Source organism: Streptomyces sp. NPDC101178, from assembly GCF_044767965.1.
Classification (GTDB): Bacteria; Actinomycetota; Actinomycetes; order Streptomycetales; family Streptomycetaceae; genus Streptomyces.
On the sequence record NZ_JBIWOZ010000006.1, the window covers coordinates 238024 to 257545 of the forward strand.

Genomic DNA, 19522 nt, shown 5'->3' on the forward strand with positions numbered 1-19522 from the left:
CAGTCCCTTCGATGGCCGCGATCAGATCGCGAGCGCGGTCAGCTCGGCGATGCGGGCGCGCAGCCGGTCCAGGTCGAGGGCCGGGGCCGGCGCCGGTTCCTGGACGTCGGCGGGCACGGCGTCCGGCTCCACGGCCGAGGGGAGGATGACGTCGTCGTCGCCCAGGACGATGCCCCGGTCGTTGAGCGCGGGGCTGAACTTCATCAGCGTCAGCCTGCTGACCGGCGCCGCGCACAGTCGTTCGATCGCCGCCGTCAGCTCGTCCGGCTGGATGAGAGGCGCCTGCGCTCCGACCACCGCGCCCCGCTCTCCGTCGGTGGGTGCGTTGTTGAAGCAGTAGCCCAGGTTCAGCACCTTGCCGGCAGCGCCGTACCGGTGTCGCACCGTCAGCGCGAACGTGTCGAGGAACGTGCAGGCGGCAGCGTAGTTCGCCTGCTTGATGGCCTTGAGGTAGGAGTTGATCGAGGACAGGAACAGGGCGAAGTCGAGCGAGTCACCGCCGAACACCTGCATGCACCGGACGCTCGCGTCGACCTTGGAGCGCAGCACGTCTTCGAACTGCGCCTCGCTCATCCGGGCCAGGCTCGCCCCCGAGAACACCAGGCCCGAGTGGATGACGCCGTGCACCGCGCCGAACCGTCGGACGATCTCGTCCTTCGCCGCGCGCAGGGCCGCGAGGTCGGTGGCGTCGCACCGCAGGTACAGCGGCGCGGGCCCGTCCGCGCCGGTCGCCTGAGCAAGGGCGGCTTCGACGCGCGCGTCCTGCGGCCTGCGTCCGAGCCACACCACCTGGGCGCGGTACCGGCGGATCAGGTACGCGCTGATGACCGTGCCGAGGGCGCCCGCGCCGCCGACGATGACGTACGTGCCGCCCTGCCGCAGCCGGGACGACGTCGGTGGGGCCGGCTGAACCGTCATCAGCCGCTGCCCGTGCCACCGGCCGTCGCGGTGGATGCGCAGGTTGCCGTCCGGGTCCGCGGCCAGGCCGAGCACCGCGTCGAGAGAGGGCGCGTCGTAGGCCGCGACGTCCGCCACCCGCACCCGCCAGTTCGGGTACTCCTTCGCGGTCGACCCCGCCAGGCCGGCGACACCGGCGTGCGCCGGGTCCACGGCCTCGGCCTCATGAACGGCGTGCGCCCGCTCGGTGATGAGGGTCAGCCCCAAGGGGCGGTCGCCGTACCCTGCGGCCAGGAGTGTCTTCACCGTACGGAAGGCATGCAGCGAGCCGCCGGCCTGGCCCTCGACGACGCTCGCACCGGACCGGTCGTCCACGGCATCGGGCGCCACCCAGATCAGATGGTCGAGTTCGGGGGCCGACCGGAGAGACGCCTCCAGGTCGTCGTACGTACGCGGCGACGGGTCCGCGAGCACGTGCGCGCCTGGCAGGCGCGCGAGGAGAGCGTCCCGCGCCCGCCCAGGAGCCGCGACGATGCCCACGGATGCGGAAGTCTGCGGCCAGGTCGCGGACTCCGTCCGCTGAAGGGGATCCCACACCGGCACCAGCGTGGTGACACCGTCCACCGGGTCCGGCGCCTGCTCGGCACGCGCCCGGTCCGGCGTCCGCTCGGTTCGACGGCCTGCGATGCCTCTCAGCCGCAGGCACACGGTGCCGTCGTCGGTCGCGAGGTCGATGTCGATCCGGTCCGCGCCACGCGTGTCTTCGGCGCGGCGCACCAGGGCCCACATGGTCGTCCCGCCGGGGGCGAGGACTTCGGCCGACTTGATGGTGAACACCAACCCGACCCGATCGCCGTCGCCGTCGCCGTCGCCGTCGCCGTCGAGCAGTCTCATGCACTGCATCGCCGAGTCCACCAGCGCGGGATGCGGGACGGCCCCGTCCGCGGTTCCTGACGCCGTGCCGGGCAGCCGCAGTTCGGCGAGCACCGCGTTGTCACCACGGTGCACCGCCACGACCCCCTGGAAGGTGGGGCCGTAGGCGATGTCGCGCTCCCGCCATTCGGCGTAGAACCGCTGGGGGTCGAACGCTGTGGACCGGAACCCCCGGAGCAGCGCGGGCAGATCGAGTGCCCGCGCGGCCGTCGGCTCCGCGGCGGACACCTCGCCCTGACAGTGGAGTACGGGTTCGTCTGCGGCGGACTCCGTGGAGGACACCGTGAACCGGGTGGCGTCGCCGTCCGCGCGAAGATCCACCCGCAGTGCGCGCGGCACGCCCGACACCGCGAGGGGCCGCAGGAAGACGATGTCCTTCAAGCGAACCGGGTCGCTCGCGGTCCGCCTCGCCCCTGCTGCTGCCCAGTGCAGATACATCGCTCCCGGGGCGATCCCGGTTCCCTGCACCTGATGTTCCCGCAGGTAGAACTCGTCGCCGGTGAGGACTTCGTCATCGCGCCGCGGCCCGTCGTCCGCCGTCGCGCGGTTCGGCAGCGCATAGCGTTCCCGCTCGAAGGGGTAGCCGGGCAGCGGAACGCGGCGGTAGCGGCTGTCGCGGAACAACTCGGCGAATTCCGGTGCCTGACCGTCGAGGAACTGCTGGGCGAGTGCCCGCAACCCGGAGTCCGCGCTCTGCGCCGGGACGTCCTGCCCGGAGAGCCATGCGGCGCACCGGCTCTCCAGTTCCGCGACGTCCCGGACCACCATCGCCCATCGGTGCCGCAGGTGCCTGCGGCCGAGGAGAAGGGTGTGGCTCACGTCGCCGAGATCGAGGTCCGGGTGCTCGCGGCAGTGGTGCGCGAGCCGGGCCACCTGTTCGCGAAGGGCGTCCTCCGTGGCCGCCGACAGCGCGATCAATCGGGCCCCGTCCTGCCTGCTGTGCGGCGGCTCGGACGGCTGCTCGATGACGGCGTGGGCGTTGGTTCCGCTCGCGCCGAGCGACGTGACCGCGGCGCGCCGCCTGCCGCCTTCCGGCACGGCCCAGCGCCTCGGTTCCGTGTGTACGAAGAACGGGCTGCCGGCCAACGTGACGCTGGAGTTCGTCTCCGTGTGGTGGGGCAGACCGGGGATCACCTCGTGCCTCATCGCCAGCAGTGTCTTGATTACGCCGATCACGCCGGCCGCGGCCTGCGCATGGCCGATGGAGGCCTTGGTCGAGCCGAGCGAGCAGAACCCCTCGGCGTCGGTGAAGCCACGGAACGCCCGGTCGAGCGCCCGGAATTCCACCGGATCGCCGAGCTTGGTCCCGGTGCCGTGTGCCTCGACCAGCCCGATCCCCGCCGGGTCGATGGCGAAGTCCCGGTAGATCTGCCGGATCAGCCGTTCCTGCGAGGTCCCGTTCGGCGCGGCGATCCCGTTCGTCGTGCCGTTGTGGTTGATCCCGATGCCACGGATCACGCCGTGGATGTGGTCGCCGTCCGCCTCGGCGTCCGAGAGCCGCTTGAGGACCAGCGCACCGACCCCCTCGGCGGGCACGAATCCGTCGGCAGCCTGGTCGAACGCACGGCTCCGGCCGGTCGGGGAGAGCATTCCGGCCCGCGACGCCGCCAGGTACAGCCGCGGCGAGTTCTGTACGTAGACCCCGCCCGCGATCGCCGTGGTGACCTCGCCCGCCCACAGCGCCTGACACGCCAGGTAGAGGGAGACCAGCGAGCTGGAGCACGCGGTGTCGACCGCGATCGCCGGCCCGTGCAGGTCCAGGTAGTACGCGATGCGGGACGGCACGAGCGAGTTCATGTTGCCCCACAGCGCCTGGCCCGGGTAGTCGGACGGCCCCGTCAGATCCAGGTAGTCGCCCGCGGCGCAGCCCACGTAGATACCGCACCGGTCGCGGTCGAGCGAGTCGCCCGCGTGGCCCGCGTCCTCCAGCGCCCGCCACGCTTCCTGGAGGAACAGCCGCTGCTGTGGCTCCATGTAGACGGCCTCCGCACCGGAGATCCCGAAGAAGAGCGGGTCGAACTCATCGACGCCGTCCAGGAGTCCGCCGTCCAGGCAGACGCTGCCCAGCCCCGCGAGGTCCCAGCGGTCCACCTTGGAGACGGCATCCCGCCCGGAGGCCAGGAGGTCCCAGAACTCATCGGTGTCCCGGGCCCCCGGGAACCGGCCGCTCATGCCGACGATCGCGACGGGCTCCCGGCCACCGCCGGACGGCCCGGAGACGCCGGACAGCTCGGGTACGGCGGACAGCTCGGATACGGCGGACGCCTCGGGTGAGCCGGACGCCTCACGTACCGCTGACGCCTCGGATACGGCAGACACCTCACGCACCACGGCCGGCTCGGGCACCGCGGCCGCGACGGCGGCGCCCTCCTCGTCGACGATGAAGCTCGTCAGCCGCCTGATCGACGGGTTCTCGAACAGCACGCTCGGATCCAGGTCCGTGCTCAGCGACTCGTTGAGCCGCTGCACCAGGGAGACGCCGGTGAGCGAGTCCAGTCCGTAGTCGGCGAAGGGCTTTTCGGGCGCGAGCTCGTCCGCCGTCAGCTTCAACGTTTCGGCGAGGATCCGCTCGACGTTCGCGCGGACGTGCTGCTCGACCGAACCGGACGGGGCAGGCGGCGAAACCCGGCGCGGGACAGGCGAACCGGCGCGCGCCAGCAGTACCTGCTGGCCCAGGCTGCGGGCGGGCTCCGCCAGCAGGTCGACCGTGCCGAACCCGCACTCCCGCAACACCTCGTGCCACGCGTCCGAGGACAGCGCCGGTCCGCCCTGGATACGCCTTCCGTCCGTGAACCGCCACCACCCGTCGAGGAGCCCGAAGGTCAGGTGCGACCACCAGTCGTTCCGGGCGAGTTCGTTGAGTACGAGGACTCCGCCGGGCCGCAGCAGTGCTCGGGCATGACGCACTGCCCGCACGATGTCCTGGGTGGCGTGCAGGACATTGTTGGCGATGACGATGTCGTACCCACCCGTGGCAAGTCCCTGCGCACCGGGCTCCCGCTCCACGTCGAAGGTCGAGAAGGACACGTACGGCACCTGGCCGCCGAACCGCCGCTCCGCGTCGATCAGGAACGCCTTCGAGATGTCCGTATAGCGGTACTCGGCGACGTCGCGGCCCGTCAGCCGGGCGAAAACGTGCTCGCTGGTGCTGCCGGTGCCCGCTCCGATCTCCAGCAGCCGGATGCCGTCGCCGCGGGCGTCCACCTCCGCGCGCACCGCGCCGGCCGTCACGTCGTTGAAGTAGTCGGCCGTCGCGTTGCCCCGGTACGCCGGTTCGACCAGCTCGAACGAGCCGCCCGGGAACATGACCGCCGTGGCCTTCGTCCGCCCGGACAGGATCTCGGGCAAGGCCTCGGTCATGCGCTCGGTCAGGCCGGTCTTGGCCGCCAGCTCCGGATCGTCGGCACGGGCGTCCTTCCACACACTCCAGGCGCGCCACGCCTGTTCGAGGCTCGGCGCACTCTTCCTGGGCGCCACGAAATCGCCCTCACGCACGAGTTCTCCGTGGTTCAGCAGCACGGTCACCGTGTGATCGAGCCACGGGGCGAGGGACGGCGCGATCCTCTGCCCGCTCAGGCCGGTCAGGTCGCGGCGGACGGGCGCGTCGAAGAGCCCCGCCGCCACGAGCTGGGCGAGCACGAGCGGGCGCGAGAGGCTGTCCAGCTCGTCCGTGGCGGACGTGCGACCGGACAGGAACGTCTCGACGCTCTCCGGCCCGGCCGCGGCCGCGAGCAACGAGGCCGCGTCGACCGGGTCGGTGGCCCGGGGAACCGGCACGGCATCGAGCGGCCCGGTCACCCGAGGAGCAGGCGCGGCGTCGAACGGGTCGGCGGCCCGGGGAACCGGCACCGCCTCGGCAGTCGGCCAGTACCGTTTCGCGGCGAACGGATACGTCGGCAGGCTCACCCGCGCCGACGGATGCGCGCGGTGGTAGGCGTGCCAGTCGACATCGACGCCGTTCACCCACAGGGGCGCGATCTTGTCCCACTCCCCGCGTTCGAGCCACCCGGCGACCAGGTCCCGCAGCTCCCCGGGGCGTTCGAACATGGCCCGCAGCTCGTCCTCGGGCCGTCGGGCCGTACCTTCGGACACCGTTGCGCGTGCGCCGCGCGCCCCGCGCTCGACGTAATGCTCCAGGGTGGCGATCAGCCCGTCGATGTCGTTCGCGACGAAGACCACGCGTTCGGCCATCGCCCGCCGCCCGACCTGCAGCGTGTACGCCAGCGATGCCAGATCACCGTGCGCGTCCCGGTATCCCGGCAGGAACTCCAGCAGCTGCCGCGCGAGAACGCCGAGCCGCTCCCCGTCACGGGCCGAGAGGACCACCGCCTGGGGGCCGGGACGTCCGGCGGCCCGCGCACCGGTCGGCGCCTGTTCCAGTACGGCGTGCACGTTCGTACCGCCGATCCCGAAGGAGCTCAGTCCCGCACGTGCGGGTTCGTCGCCGTCCAGCGGCAGATTCCGGTCGGTCACGAAGAACGGCGACTCGTCCCAGTCGATCTCCGAGCTCGGCACGTCACTGTGCAGGGTCCGCGGAACCTCGCCGTGCTGCAGGGACAGGGCCACCTTGATGAGGCCGGCGATCCCCGCGGCCGCGTCCAGGTGGCCGATGTTGCTCTTGACCGAGCCGATGCCGCAGTACTGGCTGCGTTCCGTGTAGTGGCGGTACGCCTCGGTCAGCGCCGCGACCTCGATGGGATCGCCGAGCCTGGTACCTGTGCCGTGCGCTTCGACGTAGCTGATGGTCGACGGGTCCGTGCCCGCCTTGTCCAGCGCCTCGCGGATCACCTCGGCCTGGCCGCGCACACTGGGCGCGTAGAACCCCGCTTTGTCGCCGCCGTCGTTGTTCACCGCGATGCCGCGGATCAGGCAGTAGATGTGATCGCCGGCGGCGATCGCCTCAGCGGCGCGTTTGAGGACGACCACGCCGACACCCTCGCCGCCGGACATGCCGTCGGCGCCGTCGGCGAAAGCGCGACTGCGCCCGTCGCTGGAGAAGTTCAGGCCCGGCTGGTGCACGTATCCCAGTTCCCCGGCGGAGAACAGGCTGGCCGCACCGACGACCGCCTGGTCCACGTCGCCGGCCAGGAGTCCCTGACAGGCGACGTTCACCGCGCTCAGAGCGGAGGAGCAGTTGGTGCTCACCGCCATGCTGGGGCCGCGCAGGCCCAGCTTCGTGGAGATCATCGTGGGCACCGTGCCGCCTTGGGCGAACAGCCACGCGGCGTACGTCTCGGAGCCGGCCAGGACGCGCGGGCCCGACGCGTTCGCCATCAGAGCCGGGAGCAGGGCCTGGTAGAAGTTCGTGCTGGTGGACGTGGTGACGCTGGTCCGGGGGACGTCCTCCGGGCGGTAGCCGGCGTCCTCCAGCGCCTGCCACGCGTGCTGCAACAGCAAGCGCGCCTGCGGGTCCATGAACTCGGCGTCACGCGGGGAGATGTCGAAGAACACCGCGTCGAACTCCGCCCTGCCGTCCACGACCGACCGCTGCGGCACGTAGCCGCTTCGGGTGATCAGTTCCTCCGGCACTCCGAGCGTACGGAGCTCCTCGGCCGACCAGGACGTTGAGCCGCTGCGTCCTTCCACGAGCGAGGACCAGAAGGCGCGGTGGTCCATGGCGCCCGGGAACCGGCAGGAGATGCCGATCACCGCGATCGAACCATCGAGTGAGGCGTCGTCGTCCGCCGGATTGGCAGGGCGCGGATCAGGGTGCTGCTCGGGCTCGACCGGCTGCGCCGCGGGCGCCTGCCCGGCAGGCAGCAGTCCCGTCAGGTGCCGGGCCATCGCCGCGACGGACGGGTGGGCGAAGACGCTGGTGGGCCGCAGCGAGCAGCCGAACTCGCGGTTGATCCGCTCCACCGCCTCGATGGCCGCGAACGAGTCTCCGCCGATGTCGAAGAAGCCCGCGGCACGGTCGATGTCATGCGAGCCGAGCACCTCTTCGAAGATCCCGCGCACGGTCCGCTCGATGTCGAGCGCGGCCACCGAGCTGTCGGGCACCGGGCTGCCGGCGGCCGGGCTGCCGGCACCCGGGCCGTCGGCATCCGGGAGCGGCACCGTCCGGGCGGCCTCGGTCAGCTTCGCCCGGTCGACCTTGCCGTGCGGCGTGAGCGGAAAGGCGTCCAGGGCCACGAATGCGGCGGGCAGCATGTAGGCGGGGAGGGTCTTGGCGAGTTCCGTACGCAGCGACGCGGCGTCGACCGGCGCATCCCCCGTCCCGCTCCCGGCGGTGTAGTAGGCCGTGAGCCTGTCCGACAGGCCGGCGTGTTCGAGCAGGACGACGCTTCGGCCGATCTCCGGCCGGGCGTCGAGCGCCGCCTCGATCTCACCGAGTTCGACGCGGTGGCCGCGCAGTTTGATCTGGTGGTCCATCCGGCCCAGGACGACGATCTCGCCGTTGGGCAGTCGGCGCGCGCGGTCGCCGGTCCGGTACAGCCTTCCGGGCGCGAACGGGTTGTCCAGGAAGCGCTCGGCCGTCAGCTCCGGCTTCCGGTGGTAGCCCAGGGCGACCCCGTCGCCCCCGATGTGCAGCTCGCCGGTCACCTCGACCGGCAGGGGGTTCAGGTTCTGGTCGAGGACGTACAGCTGGGTGTTGGCGATGGGGCTGCCGATGGTCACCGGCTCCTCACGGCTCAGCCGCTTGGCCGCCGACCAGATGGTCGTCTCCGTGGGCCCGTACAGGTTCCAGGCCTCGCCGCGCGCCACGAGCTGGTCCTTCAGGCCATCGGGCAACGCCTCGCCGCCGCACAGCACCTTGACGCCCTCGGTGTTCCGCCACCCGACGCGCACCAGCATGGCCCAGGTCGCCGGAGTGGCCTGCATGATGGTGGGCCGCCAGTCGGCGACCTTCTCGGCCAGCAACGTGGCATCGGCGGCCGTGGCCGAGTCGGCGACGCAGACCTGCCCGCCGGTGATCAGCGGGAGGTAGAGCTCCAGGGCGGCGATGTCGAAGCTGTGCGTGGTGATGGCCAACAGCCGGTCTTCGGAGGTCACTCGGAGCGTGTCCGCCATGGCCAGCAGGAAGTTGGTCAGCGCCGTGTGCGGAACGACGACGCCCTTGGGCTTCCCGGTGCTGCCCGAGGTGTAGATGATGTAGGCGGCTCGCGGGCCCGCCGCATCGGAGGCCGTCTCCCCCGCCGCTGCGGCTGCCCGGGCGACCTGATCGTCCTGGCGATCGGTCGCGTACAGCTTCACCCCCGGCATCTCCACGGCGGCCAGCCTGTCCATCACCGCCTCATGGCAGATGACGAGGTGCGCGCCGCTGTCCTCGGCCATGTAGGAGAGGCGTTCGGCCGGCAGTCGGCTGTCCAGGGGCAGGTAGACCGCGCCGAGCCTCATGACGGCGAGGAGGGCCACGACCAGGTCGAGTGACCGTTCGTAGCAGACCCCTACGACGTCCCCGGTGCCGACGCCTCGACGCGTCAGCGCCTGCGCCAACGCCGAGCTGCGGTCGGCGAGTTCGCCATAGGTGAGCGTCCGCTCGCCGCAGGCGACCGCCGGGGCGTCCGGTTTCGCCTCCGCCCGCTCCGCGAAGAGATCCCAGCACGTCCGATGCGCGGGAAAGTCGGCCTCGGTGCGGTTCCCTGCCTCGACGGCGAGGCGCCGCTCCTCGTCGTCGAGCAGGTCCAGCGCGCCGATCGGCGACTGCCCGTCCGAGCCGAGGATGCTGTCCACCAGGGTGGCGAAGTGTTCCGCCATGCGCGCGACGGCGTCGGCCGAGAAGGCGTCGGGGTGGTACTTCCAGTTCACCAGGAACCCGTCGCCGGGAGCCACGTCCACCGTCAGGTCGTACTCGCCCAGCTGGTACAGCCCGTCGACGAGTTCGAAATCGCTCTCGCCGGTGGCGCGGGCCCGTTCGCCCAGGTATCCGGAGAGAGCGGAATCCTGGTAGTTGTAGACGATCTGGTAGAGGGGCGACCGCGGATTCACGCCCCGGGCACCGAGGTCGTCCACGATTCGGTGGAAGGGGTAGGTCCCGTGCTCCAGCACGTCGAGCACCGTGGACCGGACGCGCCGGGCGAACGACGTGAACTCCTCGGAGGCCTCCGGCCTGCTCCGGACGGGCAGCGTGTTGACGAAGCAGCCGACGACCGGGTCGAAGTGTTCCGTCGGGCGCCCGGCCACCGGCATCCCGATGACGAGGTCCTCGCTCCCGGTGTACCGGTGCAGCAGCGTCAGGAAGGCCGCCAGGAAGAAGATCCCCGGGCTGATCCCGTGCGAGGCGGTGAAGGCCGCGATGGCGGCGGCCCGCTCCTGCGGCAGCCGGCTGGTGTGCACCTCGCCCACATGCGGCGCGTCCGGCGGTAAGGCCACCTGTGAGGGCAACCCGGTGAGGACGTCCGCGCCGGCGAGCTCCCGTACCCAGAACTCGCGGTCCTCCTCGGCGCGTTCACCGGCGAGTGCGTCCCGCTCCCACGCGACGAACTCACCGAAAGAGGCGGAGCCCACCTCACTCGGCACGTCCCGCCCCTCGGCCCGCGCCCGGTACGAACGGAACAGCGTGTCGACGACGAGACGCCCCGACACCCCATCGATCACCAGGTGATGGACGACCAGCAGAACGTACGTCTCGGACGCGGACCGGCGCAGCACAGCCAGTCGGGTCAACGGACCACCGGCCAGGTCGAACGGCCGCCTCGCCCTCTCCTTCAAAAGGTCCGGCACCCGATCGGACGGCACATCGGAGATGTCCACGTACTCGACGGAGAAACCGTCCGCGTCTCCGTGGGACAGACGCGGCCCGTCCTCCGTCTCGCGCACCGTGGCCGAGAGCAGCGGATGCCGGGAGAGCGTGTCGCGGAAGGCGGCCTGAAGGGCCGCAGTGTCCACGTCCGCGCACGAGAAGCAGACGGGAACGTTGTACGCGTACGTCTCCGGCTCCATCCTGGCGAGCGCCCACAGGCCGCGCTGCCCTTCGGACAGAGGAATGTCCACGCGTCTGCCGAGTTCGGCCAGTACCTCCGTCGTCGACATCTCGCCGTCGGCGTACATGCGGGCGAGCGCGCGAAGGCTCATGACGCAATCCTTCCCGCCACGCCACCCGGACATGGCGCGGCGGCAGAAGAGCGAACACGGGAGCTCTGCCCGAGCCCGCGCCAGGGGAGGGTGACCCGACGCGCCATTCCGGCCGGGCGTTCCATGCCTGCGCGCAGCGGCGAACAGCAGGCGTCCACGGAGGTGGCCGTCGGTGTCATGACCATCAGTATGGCCCGCGGACCGTTGCGTGTTCGCACGTCTGTTCCGCTGTGGGATACGTCACTTATATGTTTCGGCCAGCGCGGACGACGTGGTGGATGGCGCCGCCGCGCGTGGGAGGACTACCGCCGCACCCGAGGCATCCCCAGCCCGATCCAGGAGATGATCTCGCGCTGGATCTCGTTGTTGCCGCCGCCGAAGGTGAAGATGACCGCCGACCGGTAGCCGCGTTCCAGTTCGCCGTGGAGGACCGCTCCGGCCGAACCCTCCTTCAGGGGGCCCGCCGAGCCGATGATCTCCATCAGCCAGGCGTAGGCGTCGCGGCGGGCCTCGGAGCCGTAGACCTTGACCGCCGAGGCGTCCTGCGGGGTGAGGGTGGCGTCCTGGAGGGCCGAGACCATCTGCCAGTTGAGCAGTTTCATGGCGTCCAGGCGGGTGTGGGTGCGGGCGAGGCGGGTGCGGACCCAGGGGAGGTCGATGACGCGGCGGCCGTCGGTGAGCTTGGTGTCGGCGGCCCAGCGCTGGACGTTGTGCAGGGCGCGGACCGCCATCGTGCCGTGGGCGGCGAGGGTGACGCGTTCGTGGTTGAGCTGGTTGGTGATGAGCCGCCAGCCCTTGTTCTCCTCGCCGACGCGGTGGGTGAGCGGGACACGGACGTTCTCGTAGTAGCTGGCCGTGGTGTCGTGCGAGGCGAGCGTGTTGATCAGGGTGCAGGAGTAGCCGGGGTCGCTGGTGGGGACCAGGAGCATGGTGATGCCCTTGTGCGGCGGGGCGTCGGGGTCGGTGCGCACGGCGAGCCAGACCCAGTCGGCGGTGTCGCCGTTGGTGGTCCAGATCTTCTGGCCGTTCACGAGGTACGTGTCCCCGTCGCGGACCGCGCGGGTCTTGAGGGCGGCGAGGTCGGTGCCGGCGTCCGGTTCGCTGTAGCCGATCGCGAAGTCGATCTCTCCGGCGAGGATCTTCGGCAGGAAGTACGCCTTCTGCTCGCCGGTGCCGAACTGCATGATCGTGGGCCCGACGGTGTTCAGGGCCATCAGCGGCAGCGGTACGCCCGCCTGGGCCGCCTCGTCGAAGAAGATGAACTGTTCCATCGGGGTGAGCCCGCGGCCTCCGTACCCCTTCGGCCAGCCCACGCCCAGCCAGCCGTCGGTGCCGAGCCGGCGGACCGTCTCGCGGTAGAAGCGCTTCTGGGCGGCGGGTTCCGCGTAACGCGCGTAGGCGTTGTCGGGGACCAGGGCGGCGAAGTAGTGACGCAGTTCGGTGCGCAACTGCTCTTGCTCAGGCGTGTATTCGAGGTGCACGGCCCCTCCGGATTCTCGCGTCTGCGTCGCCGGTGTGCGGCGGCGCACACAGTAGAACGTGTTGCAAGAATCTGGAAGGGCCGCGGCGACGCCGCTCCGCGTCAGCGCTTCACCGCGCGCAGGACCACGAACTTCGGGTCGCCCGCGACGGTCGTGCAGTTGCCGAAGATCCGGCGCAGGTGCGTGTGGTACGAGAGGTGCCGGTTGCCGACCACCCAGAGTTCGCCGCCCTGTCGCAGCGCGGTGCGCGCGCTGACGAACATCGTGCGGGCGGTGGCGTCGGTGGTCGCCATGTGGGAGTGGAACGGCGGGTTGTTGAGCACCAGGTCCAGGCTGCCCGGCGCGAGGTCCGCGAGTCCGTCGCCCACCAGGAAGTCCGCCTTCGCGCCGTCCGGCGCACCCAGGCGGAACGTCTCTTCGGCCGAGGCGACCGCCCCGTACGACTCGTCGACGAAGGTGACGTGCGCGTCGGGATTGGCGAGCGCCGCGGAGAGGCCGAGGACGCCGTTGCCGCATCCGAGGTCGGCGACCTCGACGGATCCGCCACGGGTCGGCAGGTGCTTCAGGAAGAAGCGGGTGCCGATGTCCAGGCGCTCGGCGCAGAAGATCCCGGCGTGGTTGACGGCGGTTCGGCCGGAGACCGGGCCGACGTCGGCGGGCAGCTCGTAGCGGTACGGCCACGGGCTCTGCGTGCGCGGCAGCTCAAGGTCCGGCGTGGCGAAGATGAGCCGCGCCTTGCGGACCGCGAGCGAGGTGCGGGTCGGCCCGACGATCCGCTCGAAGAGCTTGAGGGTGGAGGTGTGGATCTCCTTGACCATGCCGGTGCCGATGACCACCGTGCCGGCGTGGAGCGCCGGGGCGATCCGGTGCAGCTGGTCCTCCAGGAACGCCAGCGACTTCGGCACCCGGACCAGCAGCACGTCGATCCGGTCCGGCGGGGTGTCGCGCGAGGACAGCGGCGTCACGGCGCCCCCGTCCAGACCGTTGCGCTCCAGGTTGGCCGAGGTGGCGCGCCGGGCCAGGTAGGAGTCGCTGATCTGTACGGGACGGTGGGCGGCCAGCGCGGTGGCCAGGGCACCCCACCGGTCCCCCACGACGGCGACCGTGCCCGAGAGGTCGACGGGACCCGTCTCGGAGTCCGTCAGCTGCCGGAGCAGGTATTCGTCGGCGGCGTCCCAGGCCCGGAAGGGGTCGCTCGGGTGCTCGGGGAAGCGGGCCAGCTCGAAAGTGCCCTGTGAGGTCGTCAAACGGTTCATATGTCACTCAGGCTAACCGAGGAACCAGGCCGGACCGGCCGAGGAACCAGGCCGGACCGGCCGAGGAACCAGGCCGGACCGACCGAGGAACCGCGACGGGCTGACCGAGGGGCCGGGGGCGCCCCACACGCTCCCCGGCCCCTCGGTCGTATCACTCCGCCGCCCGGTGCGCCGAGCACGCTCCCCCGACTTCCGGGCGGGCGGCCGGACCGGTCAGGGCAGCTGCCTGTCGAGCGCGGAGCGCCCCTCGTCGGCCAGCTTGCGCCGCGCCCACTCCAGGGTCTCGGGCGTCAGGTCCCGCCCGGAGGCGAGCACCACGTCCTCCGGGCTCGGCCGCTCGCTCGCACCCGTGTGCAGGAGCCGGTCGGGGGTGACGCCCGACGCCTGGGGCACGGCCGCGGATGCGGATTCGGGATCTTCGCTCATGCCGCCTCCTCCTCGTCCTTGCGGCAATTCTCGCGCCGCACGGGCCCGGCCGCATCCGAGAGCGCCAGGACCGGTGGGCCACCCGGGAGAGTGAACCGGCCATTGGGCCGTACGAGGCGTGGGCAGAACCGGAATGTCGGTTCTCATCTCTTGAGGCGGTGCCCATGCTCCACGGCGTCGACGTCAGCGCCTACCAGCCCTCCTACGACACGGACGGCCTCGACTTCGTCTTCGTCAAGTCGACCGAGGGCCGCAGCTATGTCAATCCACGTCTCGACGCACAGGTGAAACGGGCCCGGGACGCCGAGTGCGTCGTCGGCTTCTACCACTTCCTCTGGCCGGGCGACGTGGCGGACCAGGTGGCGTACTTCCTGAGCAGGACCCCGGAGAAGGGAGGCGATCTGCTCGCCGTCGACTGGGAGCGGACCGGCGGCGGAACACGTGCGAGCAGCGCCGAGAAGGACCGCTTCATCCGTGCGGTGAAGCGGGAGCGGCCCGGCCACCGGGTGCTGCTCTACTGCAACCGTGCCTTCTGGCGCACCCACGACACCAGCGACTACGCGGGCGACGGGCTGTGGATCGCCGATTACGTCTCCGCCGGCAGGCCCCGGATCGAGGCGTCCTGGCGGATCCATCAGTACACCGACGACCCGCTCGACAAGAACGTGGCCGACTTCGACTCGGTCCAGGCCCTGCGCGACTGGGCCGCCACCGGCTAGCGATCCTTTCCGCCCCCTGGAGCGACCGCACCCAGGGGTCCGGCCAGGCTCACTCTTGACCTGCACATGATAGGTACACAGCGTTCACACGCGGGCCACGGTGCGTGTGGAAGGCTCCCGCGTACCACCCACCGCCCGGCCGCCCCGACCGGCGCCCCCACCCAGGGCCGGCGTCGCGGTGACCGCGTTCGAGAGGACACCCCACATGTCCCGTCTCCATCCGTTCTACGCGCGTCCACTCCTGGCCACCGGGGCCGCCGTCGCCGTCCTCGCGGGCACCGCGGCGGCCGCACCCGCCGCCGACACCCCGCCCGACCGTCCCGCCACCCTCGCCACCGCACTCGACGACACGTACTACCAGGACGCCCTCGGAAAGACCGGCACCGAGCTCAAGGCGGCTCTGCACACGATCATCAGCGACCAGACCAAGCTCTCCTACAGCCAGGTGTGGGACGCGCTCAAGGCCACCGACGAGGACCCGGCCAACTCCTCCAACGTGATCCTCCTCTACACCGGGCGCTCCCAGTCCAAGAACGACAACGGCGGCAACGCCGACCAGTGGAACCGTGAGCACGTCTGGGCCAAGTCGCACGGCGACTTCGGTACGGCCACGGGCCCGGGCACCGACATCCACCATCTGCGGCCCGAGGACGTCTCGGTCAACTCCGCCCGCGGCAACAAGGACTTCGACAACGGCGGCAGCCAGCTGGGCGAGGCTCCCGGCAACTACACCGACGGCGACTCCTTCGAACCGCGCGACGCGGTCAAGGGCGACGTGGCCCGCATGATCCTGTACATGGCCGTGCGCTACGAGGGCAACGACTCCTTCGCCGACCTCGAACCCAACGACCAGGTGAACAACGGCTCCGCGCCGAAGATGGGCAAGCTCTCCGTGCTGAAGCAGTGGAGCCAGGAGGACCCGCCGGACGCCTTCGAGAAGCGCCGCAACGACGTCATATTCGAGCGGTTCCAGCATAACCGGAACCCGTTCATCGACCACCCGGAGTGGGTCGACGCCATCTGGTAGGCCCGGTTCCGGCTCACTCCTCCCCGGCCAGGGCCTCCGCGCTGCCCTGCACCGCCGCCTCGCGGGTGGCGTAGCGCGGCAGGTCCTGGCCGATGCCTTCCCGTACGACGTCCGGTGGGCCCAGCAGATCGCGCGGGTCGACGACCGCGGCACGCCGGCCGTCGCTGGAGAGCCGGGCGAGACCGATGTGGAGCATCGACAGGGCGACCGAGTCGACAGCGGTGACGTCGTGCAGGTCCAGCACGACCGACCCACTGCCGTCGGCCGCCGTCTCGTCCAGCGCGTACAGCACGCGCTCGGCCGCCGTGAAGTCGATGGCCCCCTGCGCGACGACCACGCCGACCTTCTCGTGCAGGACCCGCTCCCGCTCCGCCGAGGGCGCGGACGGCAGGTCGTCGGCGGTGGTGACGAGGCTGACCGTGGAGCCGGGCAGCGCCGGGTTGAGCATCAGGTGGAGTCCGTACCGCTGCGAGAGCGCCCCGAGTGCGGCCTGGCCGCGGACCGACGTACCGGTCGTGTCCAGCGGCGGACTGTAGGTGGCGAGGCCGAAGCGGGCCGGGCCGACCGCGATGAGGCCGCCGGAGACGCCGCTCTTGGCGGGCAGCCCGATCCGCAGCAGCCACTCCCCCGAGCCGTCGTACATGCCGCAGGTCGCCATCACGGCGAGCACCCGGGCCGCCACCTCCGCCGAGACGACCCGCTCGCGGGTGACCGGGTTGACTCCGCCGTACGCGAGGGTCGCGGCCATCGTCGCGAGGTCGAGGGCGGTGACGCGTACCGCGCACTGGCGGAAGTACCGGTCCACCGCCAGCACCGGGTCGACGGGCATGGTGCCGGTGGCGCGGATCAGGTAGGCGAGCGCCCGGTTGCGGTCGCCGGTCGCCGACTCCGAGGTGAACACCTCCTCGTCCACGTCCAGTTCGCGTCCGGCGAAACGGCCGAGGCAGCGCAGGATGCGGTCGAAGGAGGGCTCGCCGGGTCCGTCGGGGATCAGCGCGGTGGTGACGATGGCTCCGGCGTTGACCATCGCGTTGGCCGGGCGACCGGTGCCGGGTTCGAGGCTGATCGCGTTGAACGCGTCGCCGCTCGGCTCGGCGCCCACCCACCGGCTCACCTCGTCGAGACCGAGGAGGGAGAGCGCGAGGGCGTAGATGAACGGTTTGGAGACCGACTGGAGGGTGAAGGGGGTCTCGGCCTCGCCCGCGCTGTAGCGGTGGCCGTCCATGCTGACCAGGGCCAGGCCGAAGGCGTCGGGGTCGGCCAGGCCCAGTTGCGGGATGTAGTCGGCGGGCCGGCCGCCGGGCAGGTCGCCGAATTCGGCGCGCATCCTCTTGAGCGAGTCGGTCACCGCGTCGGCGGCACTCATCCGCGCCGCCCCTCGGCCACGGCGGGGACCAGGAGCCGGGCTCGGCGGCGCGGCGAGGGATTCGCTTTCACGGACGGTCCGTCCAATCGGGGGATGAGGAGAAGACGAGCGGGAGGGAGGCGGCCGCGAGCGCGGACATCGCGCGCGCCTCTCCGCAGCCGATGATCACCAACTCGCTCATACTAGGATCAAACGGTATGAATTGACTCGTCGAAGCATCCGCTTCATACGGGAGCGGGTTCGATCCCCGGGAGGGAACGATGGACACGGACGCCCTGACCGCCGGCCTGTTGCGGGAGCTGCGGGCGACCCGGCCCTATCCGGCCCTGTCCCTGACGATGCCGACCCACCGCACCGCCCCGGACAACGCCCAGGACCCCGTGCGGCTGCGCAACCTGGTGGCGGAGGCGGTCCACCGTCTGGACGCCGATCCGCAGGTGAGCCGGGAGACGGCCGCCGCGATCAGGGCCGAGCTGGACCGGGCGGTGGACGAGGTGGACCCGCGCCGGGCGCTGGACTCGCTGGTCGTGCTGGCCACGGCCGACGAGCACCGGATCTGGCAGCTGCCGCGCACCGTGCCCGAACGGGTGGTGCTCAGCGACACCTACCTCACCCGCAACCTCGTCGCCGCGAAGGCCCAGGCCCGTCCGTACTGGGCGCTCACCGTCGCCGCCGACCACGCCACCCTGTGGCACGGCACGGACGGTTCCATCGAGGTGCGGGAGACCGGCGGCTTCCCGCTGACCGCGCCGAAGGAGCCGCCCAACCCGCAGCGCGAGGAGCGGATCGGCGATACCCCGAGCACGTTCACCGACGAGGACACGCGGAACTTCTTCCGTACCGTCGACGAGAAGCTGCGGGCCCTGCTGGCGGCCGACCCGCGCCCGCTGTACGTGATGGGCCTGCCGCCCGCCCTCTCGCTCCTGGACGACGTCGGTGAGAGTGCGAAGGCGGCGGTCGGACGCGTCGCCAAGGGCGCACCGGCCGAGCTGCCGCCGGCCGAGGTCCTCCAGGAGCTGCGGCCCGCGCTGGAGGAAGGCGCCCGGCAGGCCACGGCCGACGTCGAGCGGCGCCTGGACAACGCGCGCAGCGCCCACACGTTCGCCGGCGGGCTGGACGAGGTGTGGGCCGCGGTCCGGGAGGGCCGAGTGGGTCTGGTCGCGGTGGAGGAGCACTTCCAGACCACGGTGCGGGTGACCGACGAGCACCTGGAGCCGGTCGCCGAAGGGACCACGTCGGCGGAGGATCCGGAGGTCCGCGAGGACATCGTGGACGAGCTGATCGAAGCCGCGCTGGACGGCGGGGCCGACGTGGTCTTCGTCGCGGACGACTCGCTGGCCGAGCACGGCCGGATCGCGGCGGCGCTGCGGTTCTGAGTTCTTCGGGCGGAGCTGTACGAGGGCGCCCCGGCACACTCCCGCCGGGGCGCCCTCAGCCGATCCGCCGCACCGGCTCACCATCGAGGAACGCCCGGATGTTCTCGACCGCCTGGCCGTAGTACGTCGCGTAGTTGGCGCGCGAGACGTATCCGAGGTGCGGCGTGGCGAGCAGGCGCGGGGCGGTGCGCATCGGGTGGCCGGCCGGAAGGGGCTCGGTGTCGAACACGTCGATCCCGGCGCCCGCGATGGTCCCGGCGCGCAGCGCCGCGAGCAGGGCGTCCTGGTCGACGACGGCGGCCCGCGAGGTGTTCACCAGGTAGGCGGTGGGGCGCATCCGGGCGAGCTCGGCGGCCCCGATCAGGCCCCGGGTGCGCTCGCTCAGGGCCAGGTGTACGGAGACGAAGTCGGCGCTCTCCAGCAGCTCTTCCCTGGACCAGGCGAGGGCGGTGCCGACCTCGCGCGTACGTTCCTCCGTGAGGTTCTGGCTCCAGGCGACCACCTCCATGCCGAAGGCCCGGCCCACCTGCGCGACCCGGCTGCCGATCTTGCCGAGGCCCAGCAGTCCGAGCGTCCGGCCGTGCAGGTCGGCACCGACGGTGGACTGCCAGGGCCCGTCCGTACGCAGGCCGTTCGCCTCGGGGACGATGGAGCGGGCGAGGCCGAGGAGCAGGGCCCAGGTGAGCTCGACGGGCGGGGTGGAGGAGCTGGCGGTTCCGCAGACGGTGACGCCGTGGAGCTCGGCGGCGGCGAAGTCGATCACCGAGTTGCGCATGCCGGAGGCGATCAGCAGCCGGAGCCGCGGCAGCCGCGCGAACACCTCGGCCGGGAACGGGACGCGTTCGCGCAGGGTGACGACGATGTCGAACTCCGCGAGAGCGGCAGCCACTTCCTCCGTCGAGCCCAGATGCTCGGTGAACGTGACGACCTCCACCTCCGCCGTGACGGGCGACCAGTCGGCGACGGTGGTGGCGGCGGACTGGAAGTCCTCGATCACGGCGCAGCGCAGCTTCATGAGGGGCTCTC

At 71.5% G+C, this 19522-nt stretch carries 9 protein-coding genes; 3 read left to right on the forward strand and 6 right to left on the reverse strand.

Annotation, left to right across the window (positions count from 1 at the left end; genetic code table 11):
- Positions 1 to 21: 21 nt before the first annotated feature.
- From ACIRR8_RS19350 to ACIRR8_RS19365, 4 genes are all read right to left on the reverse strand, one after another.
- A complete protein-coding gene (locus tag ACIRR8_RS19350) occupies positions 22 to 10845 on the reverse strand; it encodes an amino acid adenylation domain-containing protein (RefSeq protein WP_404066004.1) in 10824 nt (3607 codons plus the stop codon).
- A 302-nt stretch (positions 10846 to 11147) separates the two neighbouring features.
- Positions 11148 to 12326: an acyl-CoA dehydrogenase family protein gene (locus ACIRR8_RS19355; RefSeq protein WP_404066007.1), complete on the reverse strand. Its 1179-nt coding sequence runs from the start codon at positions 12324 to 12326 to the stop codon at positions 11148 to 11150.
- A 101-nt stretch (positions 12327 to 12427) separates the two neighbouring features.
- On the reverse strand, positions 12428 to 13582 hold the full coding sequence (locus tag ACIRR8_RS19360) for a methyltransferase (protein ID WP_404066009.1): 1155 nt from the start codon (positions 13580 to 13582) through the stop codon (positions 12428 to 12430).
- A 213-nt stretch (positions 13583 to 13795) separates the two neighbouring features.
- Entirely contained in the window at positions 13796 to 14008 is a 213-nt protein-coding gene (locus ACIRR8_RS19365; RefSeq protein ID WP_404066012.1) for a hypothetical protein, read from the reverse strand.
- A 164-nt stretch (positions 14009 to 14172) separates the two neighbouring features.
- On the opposite strand from ACIRR8_RS19365, the gene ACIRR8_RS19370 reads away from it, so the two are divergent.
- The gene (locus ACIRR8_RS19370) at positions 14173 to 14727 is read left to right on the forward strand and encodes a GH25 family lysozyme (RefSeq protein ID WP_404066014.1); all 555 of its coding nucleotides are present in this window, start codon (positions 14173 to 14175) and stop codon (positions 14725 to 14727) included.
- Positions 14728 to 14932: 205 nt separating this feature from the next.
- Positions 14933 to 15754, forward strand: a complete 822-nt coding sequence (locus ACIRR8_RS19375) for an endonuclease I family protein (protein WP_404066017.1) — start codon at positions 14933 to 14935, stop codon at positions 15752 to 15754.
- A gap of 13 nt (positions 15755 to 15767) precedes the next feature.
- Here ACIRR8_RS19375 and glsA read toward each other — a convergent pair whose 3' ends face one another.
- Positions 15768 to 17120, reverse strand: coding sequence for a glutaminase A (gene glsA, locus ACIRR8_RS19380; protein ID WP_404066020.1), 1353 nt, complete (start codon positions 17118 to 17120; stop codon positions 15768 to 15770).
- A gap of 260 nt (positions 17121 to 17380) precedes the next feature.
- Between glsA and ACIRR8_RS19385 the strand changes: the two genes are divergently transcribed.
- Positions 17381 to 18496: a chemotaxis protein gene (locus ACIRR8_RS19385; protein ID WP_404066023.1), complete on the forward strand. Its 1116-nt coding sequence runs from the start codon at positions 17381 to 17383 to the stop codon at positions 18494 to 18496.
- A 55-nt stretch (positions 18497 to 18551) separates the two neighbouring features.
- Here ACIRR8_RS19385 and ACIRR8_RS19390 read toward each other — a convergent pair whose 3' ends face one another.
- Positions 18552 to 19511: a D-2-hydroxyacid dehydrogenase family protein gene (locus tag ACIRR8_RS19390; RefSeq protein WP_404066025.1), complete on the reverse strand. Its 960-nt coding sequence runs from the start codon at positions 19509 to 19511 to the stop codon at positions 18552 to 18554.
- Positions 19512 to 19522: the final 11 nt, after the last annotated feature.

Bases quoted from the DNA above. Each gene is read 5' to 3' on its own strand.
- ACIRR8_RS19350 (WP_404066004.1), bottom strand. From the start codon at position 10,845: ATGAGCCTTCGCGCGCTCGCCCGCATGTACGCCGACGGCGAGATGTCG.
- ACIRR8_RS19360 (WP_404066009.1), bottom strand. From the start codon at position 13,582: ATGAACCGTTTGACGACCTCACAGGGCACTTTCGAGCTGGCCCGCTTC.
- ACIRR8_RS19365 (WP_404066012.1), bottom strand. From the start codon at position 14,008: ATGAGCGAAGATCCCGAATCCGCATCCGCGGCCGTGCCCCAGGCGTCG.
- ACIRR8_RS19370 (WP_404066014.1), top strand. From the start codon at position 14,173: ATGCTCCACGGCGTCGACGTCAGCGCCTACCAGCCCTCCTACGACACG.
- ACIRR8_RS19375 (WP_404066017.1), top strand. From the start codon at position 14,933: ATGTCCCGTCTCCATCCGTTCTACGCGCGTCCACTCCTGGCCACCGGG.
- glsA (WP_404066020.1), bottom strand. From the start codon at position 17,120: ATGAGTGCCGCCGACGCGGTGACCGACTCGCTCAAGAGGATGCGCGCC.
- ACIRR8_RS19385 (WP_404066023.1), top strand. From the start codon at position 17,381: ATGGACACGGACGCCCTGACCGCCGGCCTGTTGCGGGAGCTGCGGGCG.
- ACIRR8_RS19390 (WP_404066025.1), bottom strand. From the start codon at position 19,511: ATGAAGCTGCGCTGCGCCGTGATCGAGGACTTCCAGTCCGCCGCCACC.